General features: G+C 69.2%; 7 protein-coding genes and 1 pseudogene. 6 read left to right on the top strand and 2 right to left on the bottom strand.

What is annotated here, in order from left to right; translation table 11 throughout:
* The 5 genes and pseudogenes from STRAU_RS40760 to STRAU_RS29825 all read left to right on the top strand — a co-directional run.
* Positions 1-188: pseudogene (locus STRAU_RS40760) on the top strand (hypothetical protein); the annotation flags it as partial.
* A gap of 13 nt (positions 189-201) precedes the next feature.
* Positions 202-381: a hypothetical protein gene (locus STRAU_RS29840; RefSeq protein WP_016644144.1), complete on the top strand. Its 180-nt coding sequence runs from the start codon at positions 202-204 to the stop codon at positions 379-381.
* Positions 382-501: 120 nt separating this feature from the next.
* On the top strand, positions 502-1023 hold the full coding sequence (locus tag STRAU_RS29835) for a BlaI/MecI/CopY family transcriptional regulator (RefSeq protein WP_078621590.1): 522 nt from the start codon (positions 502-504) through the stop codon (positions 1021-1023).
* 9 nt (positions 1024-1032) lie between these two features.
* The gene (locus tag STRAU_RS29830; RefSeq protein ID WP_016644141.1) at positions 1033-1647 is read left to right on the top strand and encodes an amino-acid N-acetyltransferase; all 615 of its coding nucleotides are present in this window, start codon (positions 1033-1035) and stop codon (positions 1645-1647) included.
* A 225-nt stretch (positions 1648-1872) separates the two neighbouring features.
* Entirely contained in the window at positions 1873-2208 is a 336-nt protein-coding gene (locus STRAU_RS29825) for a histone-like nucleoid-structuring protein Lsr2 (RefSeq protein ID WP_037662808.1), read from the top strand.
* Here STRAU_RS29825 and STRAU_RS29820 read toward each other — a convergent pair.
* Entirely contained in the window at positions 2187-2849 is a 663-nt protein-coding gene (locus STRAU_RS29820; RefSeq protein ID WP_016644139.1) for an SCO3374 family protein, read from the bottom strand. The genes STRAU_RS29825 and STRAU_RS29820 overlap by 22 nt on opposite strands.
* Before the next feature lie 466 nt (positions 2850-3315).
* Here STRAU_RS29820 and STRAU_RS29815 point away from each other — a divergent pair, with 466 nt between their 5' ends.
* The gene (locus tag STRAU_RS29815) at positions 3316-5838 is read left to right on the top strand and encodes an ATP-dependent Clp protease ATP-binding subunit (RefSeq protein WP_016644138.1); all 2523 of its coding nucleotides are present in this window, start codon (positions 3316-3318) and stop codon (positions 5836-5838) included.
* A gap of 68 nt (positions 5839-5906) precedes the next feature.
* Here the strand turns inward: STRAU_RS29815 and STRAU_RS29810 are convergent, their stop codons facing one another.
* Positions 5907-8993: an NACHT domain-containing protein gene (locus STRAU_RS29810; RefSeq protein ID WP_016644137.1), complete on the bottom strand. Its 3087-nt coding sequence runs from the start codon at positions 8991-8993 to the stop codon at positions 5907-5909.
* Positions 8994-8997 lie beyond the last annotated feature (4 nt).

The following is an 8997-nucleotide window of genomic DNA, read 5'->3' as shown; positions in this document are numbered from 1 at the left end:
AGAAGAGCGGCAAGGACCAGAAGCCCGCGCCCCGGCCGAACCCGCCCGCCGAGCGTCCCGCGCCCTCGCCGGAGCGGCCCCGCCCGGTGCCCACGCCGGCCGAGGTGTTCCCGCCCAAGCGCCCGGCACCGCCCGCCGCCCCGGCGCAACGGCTCGCTGCCCCGGCGCAACGGCTGGCCGCGGGCTAGCTACGCTGGGGGCATGGACTACGTCTCCGCGCTCGTACCCCCCGTAGTGATGGCCGTGTTCTTCGTCGGCCTCATCGTGACGATCGTCAAGACCCAGGGCGGCGCCAACAAGGCCAAGGAGGACGCCGCCGTCGACGCGGCGATCGCCCGCGCCGAGTCCGTCCGGCAGACCCCCAAGACCGGCGACGCCTGAGCGACCGCGATCCCCACGGCGTACGACTCGACACCGAGTCGTACGCCCTTTTTGTTGCGGAAACGACCGGTATGCCACGTCCATCACGCCATTAGTGACCTCGCCCACTATTGTTCAACCGTGCCTCGCCCATTGGGAGAACTCGAAGACGCAGTGATGACCCGGGTGTGGAAGTGGAACCGCCCCGTGACCGTTCGAGAAGTCCTGGAAGATCTTCAGCAGGAACGGTCCATCGCGTACACGACCGTCATGACCGTTTTGGACAATCTCCATCAGAAGGGCTGGGTGCGCCGCGAAGCGGAAGGCCGGGCCTATCGATATGAGGCGGTCTCCACCCGTGCCGCGTACGCCGCCGCACTGATGAACGAAGCCTGGTCGCAGAGTGACAACCCGGCGGCCGCTCTCGTCGCCTTCTTCGGGATGATGTCGCCGCAGCAGCGGGAAGCGCTGAGCGACGCCGTTCGCATGGTGGAAGGCGACACGGTTCGCATGGAAGGCGACGCGGATCGCAAGGCCGAAGCCGAAGCCGAGCGCAAGGCCGAAGCCGATGCCGATCGAAGGTCCGAAGCCGAAGCCGGGGGCGAACGCGAGGCGGAAGGCGAGCAGAACCCCGGAGGCCCCGGGCCGGGGTCCGACCGATAGCGTCCGCTCATGCCAGCACAGCCCGACGAACTCCCGCAGGGACCCGGCGAACTCGGCCGGGCGCCCGGCGAACTCGGGGCGCGCGGCGCGCTCCCGGCAAATGAGGTCTCCGTACGCCGGGCCCGCACCGCCGATGTGCCCGCGGTGCGGGCCCTGCTCGATCCGTACGTCCGCCGGGGCATCCTGCTCGACAAAGCGACCGTCACGCTTTACGAGGACATCCAGGAGTTCTGGGTCGCGGAAGGCGCGGCCGAGGACGGCAAAGCGGCTCCCGTGGTCGGCTGCGGCGCGTTGCACGTGATGTGGGAAGACCTCGCCGAAGTGCGTACGTTGGCGGTGAATCCACAGGTCAAGGGCGCGGGCGTGGGGCGTCGGCTGCTCGGTGAGTTGCTGCGGACCGCCCGCTGGCTCGGCGTCCGGAGGGTTTTCTGCCTCACCTTCGAAGTGGACTTCTTCGCCAAGCACGGCTTCGTGGAGATCGGCGAGACACCCGCCGATACCGTCGACACAGATGTCTACAGCGAGCTGCTGCGTTCCTATGACGAGGGCGTCGCGGAGTTCCTCGGCCTCGAACGAGTGAAACCGAACACCTTGGGCAACAGCCGGATGCTTCTGCATCTGTGATCGTGACCGAGCTATTCCGGGCAGTCACATGCCCGGGTGCCCTATGTCCGAAACGCGCATGTTTCCCGGGATCTCGTGGAGCCGGTCTCTCCCAGGGGTTTGTGTTTTCCCAAGAAAAGCGGTTTGCTTTCCGACGTACTGCAGTGCTGCATATAACAGGGGGCGGGGAATCGGCGGCTCACGCCGCATGGTTCGGCCCTGAAGTTATCGATGAAAGGAAATCCGGTGGCACAGAAGGTTCAGGTCCTTCTTGTCGATGACCTCGACGGCGGCGAGGCGGACGAGACCGTGACGTTCGCGCTGGACGGCAAGACGTACGAGATCGATCTCACCACCGCGAACGCCGACAAGCTCCGCGGTCTTCTCGAGCCGTACGTCAAGGGCGGCCGTCGGACCGGGGGCCGCTCCAGCGGACGCGGCAAGTCGCGGGCTGCGGCTTCGGGCGGCAGCCAGGACACGGCGCAGATTCGCGCGTGGGCGAAGGACAACGGCTACGAGGTCAACGACCGCGGCCGCGTCCCCGCGTCCATTCGCGAGGCCTACGAGAAGGCCAACGGCTGACTGCTCGTGCGCCACAACCGGACCCGGTGGACTTGCGTTGCCGCCGTGTCCACGAGGCGTACGAGATCGGAGCCCGCGGCGGAGCCGGAATGGGGGTCGGTTCCGCTGCCGCCCGTGCACAGGGCCGCGCTCGGCGCCAGGGCGGGCACGGCCGTCAGCGACGGCAGCGTCGCCTCCACCTCGTAGCCGGGCTCGGGGGGCCGCAGCCAGACGGCGGCCCCTCGCGGACCCGCCATGCCAGGAGGGGTGGGCGCGTCGACCAGGCCGCCCGCGCCGATCGCCCTGAGGTCCAGGGGGATGTCCCCCCACTCCAGCCAGTCGAGCAGCCCAGGCAGCTCGTCCGCGCTGCCCGCGGCCACGAACAGCCGCATCGTCTCCCCGTGCAGTGCCACGGGCGCCCTCGGGCCCAGCTGCCGCAGCGACGCGAAGCCCGCCTCGGCCGGCAGCTCGAGGACGTCGAAGCGCAGCCCCGTGAGCAGCCGGACGTCCGGCCCGGGAGCCACGGCCCAGCCCAGGCCGTTCTCGTACCAGCACCGGACCGCCGCCGGGTCCGCCGTGCCCGCGTCACGTACGTCCGGACCCGCGTCATGCGCGTCGCGCCGGTCGAGCGGCTGCCTGGGGTGCGGAACGCTGAGGGCCATGCCCGGAGCAACAGCGCGAGGCACACTGGAGTTACGGCCCATGTCACGCTGAGTGCTGAAGCGAATGCGTACGGTGGTGACGCAGGGGGCGTGATGGCGTACTTCGCGGCGCAAGGGTGTTCGCCCGTAGCGGAGGGAACCGGTGCGCGCTGCATGGAGTGTCAGTGCATACGGGTAAGACATCCCTAGTGGGGAGGGGCGACACGCAGCGTTCAGGTGTCTCACGTTCGCCAACGGCGTACTCATGGCGAGGGTAACTGCTTGGCCTGCGGGAACATCGTCTCGCACCATCAGGTTGGAGCATGTGTCGGCGTATGAGTCAGGAAGCGTTCCCTACCGTAGTGAGGGTGATCCGGACGGGTGTCGGCAGTTGGAATGAGCGGTCCCCGCTTGCGGGACTAAGCTGCGGAAGGACAGGGAGGGGAGCGTCCCCTTACTGCCTGACCGCTCTGAGGAGCGATTAACGATGTTCGAGAGGTTCACCGACCGCGCGCGGCGGGTTGTCGTCCTGGCTCAGGAAGAAGCCCGGATGCTCAACCACAACTACATCGGCACCGAGCACATCCTCCTGGGCCTGATCCATGAGGGTGAGGGTGTCGCCGCTAAGGCCCTGGAGAGCCTCGGGATTTCGCTCGAGGCGGTCCGCCAGCAGGTGGAGGAGATCATCGGCCAGGGCCAGCAGGCGCCCTCGGGCCACATCCCCTTCACGCCCCGTGCCAAGAAGGTCCTGGAGCTGTCGCTCCGCGAGGCCCTTCAGCTCGGGCACAACTACATCGGCACGGAGCACATCCTGCTCGGCCTGATCCGCGAGGGCGAGGGCGTCGCCGCCCAGGTCCTGGTCAAGCTGGGCGCCGATCTCAACCGGGTGCGGCAGCAGGTCATCCAGCTGCTCTCCGGATACCAGGGCAAGGAGACCGCCACCGCCGGCGGTCCTGCCGAGGGCACGCCCTCCACGTCCCTGGTCCTCGACCAGTTCGGCCGGAACCTCACCCAGGCCGCTCGTGAGTCCAAGCTCGACCCGGTCATCGGGCGCGAGAAGGAGATCGAGCGGGTCATGCAGGTGCTGTCCCGCCGCACGAAGAACAACCCGGTCCTGATCGGTGAGCCCGGCGTCGGCAAGACCGCCGTCGTCGAGGGCCTCGCTCAGGCCATCGTCAAGGGCGAGGTGCCCGAGACCCTCAAGGACAAGCACCTCTACACCCTCGACCTCGGCGCCCTGGTCGCAGGCTCGCGCTACCGCGGTGACTTCGAAGAGCGCCTGAAGAAGGTCCTCAAGGAGATCCGCACCCGCGGCGACATCATCCTGTTCATCGACGAGCTGCACACGCTCGTGGGTGCGGGTGCCGCGGAAGGCGCCATCGACGCGGCCTCGATCCTGAAGCCGATGCTGGCGCGCGGCGAACTGCAGACCATCGGCGCGACCACGCTCGACGAGTACCGCAAGCACCTGGAGAAGGACGCCGCCCTCGAGCGCCGCTTCCAGCCCATCCAGGTCGCGGAGCCGTCGCTGCCGCACACCATCGAGATCCTGAAGGGCCTCCGCGACCGGTACGAGGCGCACCACCGCGTCTCCATCACCGACGAGGCCCTGGTCCAGGCCGCCACCCTGGCCGACCGGTACATCTCGGACCGCTTCCTGCCCGACAAGGCGATCGACCTGATCGACGAGGCGGGCTCCCGGATGCGCATCCGCCGGATGACCGCGCCGCCGGACCTCCGCGAGTTCGACGAGAAGATCGCGGGCGTGCGCCGGGACAAGGAGTCGGCGATCGACTCCCAGGACTTCGAGAAGGCCGCCTCCCTGCGCGACAAGGAGAAGCAGCTCCTGGCCGCCAAGGCCAAGCGCGAGAAGGAGTGGAAGGCCGGCGACATGGACGTCGTCGCCGAGGTCGACGGCGAGCTGATCGCCGAGGTCCTCGCCACGGCGACCGGCATCCCGGTCTTCAAGCTGACGGAGGAGGAGTCCTCCCGTCTGCTCCGCATGGAGGACGAGCTCCACAAGCGCGTCATCGGCCAGAAGGACGCCGTCAAGGCGCTCTCGAAGGCGATCCGGCGTACGCGAGCGGGTCTGAAGGACCCGAAGCGCCCCGGTGGCTCGTTCATCTTCGCGGGCCCCTCCGGTGTCGGTAAGACCGAGCTGAGCAAGGCCCTCGCCGAGTTCCTCTTCGGTGACGAGGACGCGCTGATCTCCCTCGACATGTCGGAGTTCAGCGAGAAGCACACGGTCTCGCGCCTCTTCGGTTCGCCCCCCGGTTACGTGGGCTACGAAGAGGGCGGCCAGCTGACCGAGAAGGTCCGCCGCAAGCCGTTCTCCGTCGTCCTCTTCGACGAGGTCGAGAAGGCCCACCCGGACATCTTCAACTCGCTGCTCCAGATCCTGGAGGACGGCCGCCTGACCGACTCCCAGGGCCGGGTCGTGGACTTCAAGAACACGGTCATCATCATGACGACCAACCTCGGCACGCGGGACATCTCCAAGGGCTTCAACCTGGGCTTCGCCGCCCAGGGCGACACGAAGTCCAACTACGAGCGCATGAAGAACAAGGTCTCGGACGAGCTGAAGCAGCACTTCCGGCCCGAGTTCCTCAACCGCGTGGACGACGTCGTCGTCTTCCCGCAGCTGAGCCAGGGCGACATCCTCGAGATCGTCGACCTCATGATCACCAAGGTGGACGAGCGCCTGAAGGACCGGGACATGGGCATCGAGCTCTCCCAGTCCGCGAAGGAGCTCCTCGCCAAGAAGGGGTACGACCCCGTCCTGGGTGCGCGGCCGCTGCGCCGCACCATCCAGCGCGAGGTCGAGGACACGCTCTCCGAGAAGATCCTCTTCGGCGAGCTGCGCCCCGGGCACATCGTGGTCGTCGACACGGAGGGTGAGGGCGAGACCGCCACGTTCACGTTCCGTGGCGAGGAGAAGGCGGCGCTGCCGGATGTGCCGCCGATCGAGTCCGCCGCGGGCGGCGGGCCCAACCTGAGCAAGGACGCGTAGCCCTTCCAGGGCGCGCTTGAGGGGCTGCCCCGGACCGTTTCGTACGGTCCGGGGCAGCCCTTTTTCGGTCAGGCGGGCGGGGCGTTCCAGAAGGTGTTGCGGACTTCGACGTCGGCGTCGGGAAACGCGCTGTTGTATGGGGCAGCCGACAGGCGTTGGTCCTGGGCAGCGCTGATGATGACCGTGCGTACTCCGGTGAACACCCTGCTCAGAGGGGTGAGATCCGTGCTTTCGCGCAGCCCGAAAAGGTGGAGGGTTTCGATTCCGCGGAGTTCTGGGGAGTGCTGCGCGAACGAGGGGAGAAGGTCTCTTTCCAGCTGAAGTTCGTCGAGGGACGGATGCGCTGCCATCTCCTCGAAGTCCCCGGTGGCGAGTTCACCCTCGGAAGCGAGCAGCGAGAGTCGTCTCAGGGTCTGCCAATGTCCGAGGCCTCGCAGCCCGGTATTGATGAGGACTCCGGTGCTGAGACTGAGGGTCTCCAGCGGGGCCTCGGCAGGCAACGACGCGGTGAGGTCACCACCTGCCAAGGGAGAGCTGATGAAGAGGGTACGCAGAGTTGTCAGACGTTCCAGTCCACGCGCGGCAACGCCCAGGGTCAGCCCGGTCAATTCCAGCGCGGCCAGCGGACCGAGATCCAGCAGCGGCCCGCATGACGAAAGCCCGAGGCTGTTGAGACGTCGTAGAGCCGTGAAGGGGACGACATCCGTCAGCAGCGGATTGTCCATCACGTGCAGGCTGGTGAGTGTTTCCGGAGAGACAAAGGCAAGCAGTTCCTCAGCTGTGTAACTGCCGTGGATGTTGACCAGGGACGGAGAGCCGATTCGGTGCAGCGCCCGCGCCTGTGCCCTGCTCTTGACGGTGACGAAGACTCCCTGCGAGGACATCCCGGAGAGGATTTCGTCGGCGTACTCGTCCGCCTCGAACTGGTCCCATGCCTGGAGGATCCGGACGCGGACGCTGGAGTGCGGATGCCGCCGGTACTGCTTCAGCAGCGGCAGGGACGCATCCGTACCCACGAGCCGGGCGGTGTGGACGACCCCGAGCGCCTCGTCGTCCGAAAGGCCCTCCGGTCCCGGAAGCAGTTCGAGGACCAGTGGGCCCGCCTCCGCGAGGACGCGGCATTCCGCCGCCGTGCGCGGGGGGATGAGGCCCGCGGCCCGGGACTCCACCTCCTGCCGCACCGCCGGGGACAGTGACGTCGCGTCCTCCAGGCAGGCCAGGGCCAGGAGGGCGACGCGCGGGCCGGTGTCGGTGGCCAGGAGTTTGCGCAGGAGCGCGTCGCGTTCGGCGGGGCGGGCGTGGGCGACGGACATGCGGATGACGTCCTCCCACTGGGGGTCCCCCGCGTGGCCGGCCAGGGCGTCGAGGTGGCCCTCGGCCACCGCGGCGCGGGCGCCCAGGTAGTCCTGGAAGGTGCGGTGGACGAACTCCACCGTCCCCGGCCCGGGTTCGCGGAGGAGGCCGCTGCGGAGCAGGAGGTGGCGGAAGACGGCCCGGGCGTCACCCTGCTCGGCGGCGGAGGCGACGTGGGGCAGGGCGCGCTCCAGGAGCAGCAGCGCCGTGTCGTGGTCCATCTCGGTGCGGCCGCCGAGGATGAGGCTGTAGGCGAGGGACTGGAGGAGTTCGAGCTGGGCCTCTTCGGACAGCTCGATGCCGTCGGGCGCGCCCATGCCGCGTTCGCGGTCGCGGCGGGTGAGGAGCATGGAGAGGGCCGCGTCGTAGAGGGACTTGCGGCCCTGGGGCAGGAAGCCCCGGCGTTCGCGGTGCAGGGCGCAGATCAGGCCGCACATCAGGGGGTTGGTGGCCATGCGGGCCAGGTCGCGTTTGGCGCGCAGGGCGGAGAGGAGTGGTTCCGCGTACGGCTGGGCGTCCGCCGCGGTGTGCCAGCGGTGCACGAAGGTGGCGACGTCGGCGCGGTTCATCGGGGCGAGAGCGAGCTCGCGGAAGTCGCGGTCGGCGAGCCAGGTGGGGCGGACGGCCGTGGGCCGGGAGGTGACCAGCCACTGGTTGGCCGGGTAGGCGTGGGTGAGGTCGAGGAGCCAGTCGCGGGTGCGGGTGCGATCGGCGGCGGGGACCTCGTCGATGCCGTCGATCATGACGAGCCCGCGGCCGGAGCGCAGGACGCCCGAGGCCCACCCGTCGGGCGCGGTGTGCGGGCAGCCCACGGCGGCGAGGAACGCGTCGGGGGAGGGGAGGATTCCGGTTCTGAGCAGCGTACGTAAGGGGAGGACGAACGGGATGCGGTCGGCGACGGACGGGGTGCGCGCGGCCCGGGTGCGGGTGGCGGTGCTGACGGCGAGCCACTGGACGAGCGTCGTCTTGCCGGAGCCCGCGTCGCCGCGCAGCAGCACGCGGGGGTGTTCGGCGAGGGCGGTGTCGGCGGGGAACTGGACGGTGACGGGGCCGGCGTCGGGAAGGCCGTCGAGGCCCTCGTGCGGGCGGCTTTCGGCGGTGGTCGCCTCCAGGCTGAGGTACGCGACTTCCAGGGGCCAGCGGTCGGGGGACTCGCGCAGGTCGATGCCGTAGATGGTGATGCGGTTGTGCTTCTCGGCGATGTGGTCGAGGTAGCGGCGCTCGAACGCGGCGGCGGCCACGTCCGGGCGGGGGTTACGGGCGATCAACTCGTCAAGTTTGGCTATCAGTTCCGCCTGGGCGCGGGTCTGTTCCACCAGGGTGCGGGCCACAAAGGTGGAGCGCTGCGTGAAGAAGTGGACGACGTGGACGCAGGCCAGCTCGGTGAGGGAGTCGAGGAAGGCGGTGGCGTCGGCGGAGAGGTGGGGCGGGGCGGGGGCGCGGGTGCGGAGCTCGCGGGCGAGTGCCGCGTGGCCGAGACGTACCGCCTGGACGTCGTCCATCTCCAGGTCGCCGAGGGCGAGGAGAGTGCGCGCGAGCGCGTCGGCGACCGCGGTCTCCTCGTCCGGCGGGCAGGGGGTCTCACCGGGCTCGGCGAGCGCCCGCCGCACCAGGTGGGCGGCCAGTTTCCGTACGTCGGGCTCCGTGAGGGCGCGCTTCTCGCCCCGGAAGGAGAGGAGGGAGGCGAGGCGCACGGGCCTGTCGGTGAGGCCCGCGCCGGGGCCGTCCTGGCGGAACAGCTTCTTCAGGAGCGGCGCCACGGCGGTCGTCGCCAGCCGGGTGCCGAGCAGTGCGGGATCCATGTGC

Origin of the sequence: Streptomyces aurantiacus JA 4570 (genome assembly GCF_000414115.1) — a bacterium.
Taxonomy (GTDB): Bacteria; Actinomycetota; Actinomycetes; order Streptomycetales; family Streptomycetaceae; genus Streptomyces; species Streptomyces aurantiacus_A.
The sequence above is the reverse complement of the archived record's forward strand: the minus strand, read 5'-3'. Positions and strand labels throughout refer to the sequence as shown.